At 40.3% G+C, this 1834-nt stretch carries 2 protein-coding genes; both read left to right on the plus strand.

The window, feature by feature from the left end; genetic code table 11:
- The first annotated feature begins 126 nt into the window (after positions 1-126).
- Positions 127-540, plus strand: coding sequence for an IS200/IS605 family transposase (tnpA, locus tag JCM14374_RS12750; RefSeq protein WP_054698154.1), 414 nt, complete (start codon positions 127-129; stop codon positions 538-540).
- A gap of 4 nt (positions 541-544) precedes the next feature.
- Complete coding sequence (locus JCM14374_RS12755) at positions 545-1789, plus strand: RNA-guided endonuclease InsQ/TnpB family protein (RefSeq protein WP_054698157.1); 1245 nt, start codon at positions 545-547, stop codon at positions 1787-1789.
- Positions 1790-1834: the final 45 nt, after the last annotated feature.

The raw sequence follows: 1834 nt of genomic DNA on the forward strand, positions 1-1834 counted from the left end.
TTTTAGGACATCCGCCGGGAATCCTCCCTATTTCAATGGGAGATGAAAGGCGGCGTCACTACTATGTGATTATACAATATGCTATATATAGTGGTATAGTATAGTGATTTATATTATACTATATGTATGAATAAGAACAATTTAAAGCACGCAAGAACCTGTGTCTACAACGTAAATTATCACATTGTCTGGTCAACAAAATACCGGAGAAAAGTGCTGACTAAAGATATCGCTGAGTATCTTAAAGAACTCTTTCAAGAAATTGCAGCGGATAAAGGATTTGAAGTAGTGATGGCCGAGATAGGCGAAATGGATCATATCCATATATTCGCCTCGGCTCATCCTAAAATCAGTCCTTCTTATATCGTCAAAATGCTAAAAGGCATCTCAGGTAGGCTATTATTCATTAAGTATCCCGAGATAAAAGAAAAATTATGGAAAGGACGTCTATGGAACTCCAGTTTTTATCTCGAGACAGTCGGTTCAATTTCAGAAGAAGCAATTAAGAAATATATCGAAAACCAAAATACAAAGGGGTGATTATGTGCCTCGCGAAAAACATTATCTAACCGCAAAGATTAAACTGCATCCAAACATAGAACAGACCGAAGCATTATGGATTATCTCCGATTCAGCGCGAAGGCTGTATAATCTGGCGTTAGAACAACGAAAATCAGTTTATTCACATCGAAAACATAATGTATCTATGTTTGAGCAAAAGCGAGAATTAACTTACCTTCGTGAAGAGTATTTCCCGGAGCTGCATTCTCAAACAGCTCAAGAGATTATAAGAGACCTGGACGAAGCCTATAAATCCTACTTTAAGCACTATAAAACTGATAAAAGCGCCAGGCCGCCAAGATTCAGAGGATATAAATATTTCTATACCCTGACCTATCCGCAAGCAAGTTTCCACTTAGAAGATAATGCAATCATCCTACATAACCCCAAAGACTGGCTAAGAATCGAGTTTGCCGAAGGATATAGAAATATTGAAAGAGTCAAGAAGATCAAGCAAGCTGAAATCTGCCAATACGAAGGCGAATATTATGCTTGCATATCCTGTGAAGTCATCCCTGAAAGACAAAAAACCACCGGCAAAGAAATAGCTTTTGATCCAGGCTCAATAACATTGCTCACCGGTTACGATGGTGAACAAATAGTTGAAGTAGAATCCAAAGCCTTGAAGAAAACCGCTAAATATTATGACAAAGCCATGGATAAAATACGCAGCAAAATTGATCTTTCCAAGCCCGGTTCCAAGCGGCATCGCAGGTTGATGCAAGCCAAGAGAAGAACTCTTAAAAAGCGGGCCAGGCGCATGAAACAGATCAACCACTGTATATCCAAAGAGCTAATAAACATGGGTTATGACGCATATTATGTAGGTGACTGGTCAAAGAAAGAAACCCTGGCAGACACCGGAATTCCGGTTTTTGATAAGAAAATTAACCGAGTAGTACAAAACGAACTACCAGTAGGCATACTCGTTGACTACCTGCGATACAAAGCCAATTTGAAGAGCAAACAGGTAGAAAAAGTCAACGAGGCAAGAAGTACCAATACTTGTAGTTGCTGCGGTCATGTAGGCAAGAAGCTCCCAATAACAATCCGCACATTCAGATGCGAAAAATGCGGGTTAAAACTAAACCGAGATGAAAACGCCGCGATCAATCTCTACAGGTGGTATGCTGCCCCATTGACAGGGCCGGCTCCGATCAGGAGCCGAATGAGTATTAAGTTTGTATTCGGACGCTATAACAAGTGTCTGGTACAAACGAGTGCTTAAAACTTCGCAAGAAGCTCGGTATTTCAATGCCGAGAGTATGTCACC

This window comes from Syntrophomonas palmitatica JCM 14374 (assembly GCF_001311885.1).
GTDB lineage: Bacteria > Bacillota > Syntrophomonadia > Syntrophomonadales > Syntrophomonadaceae > Syntrophomonas_A > Syntrophomonas_A palmitatica.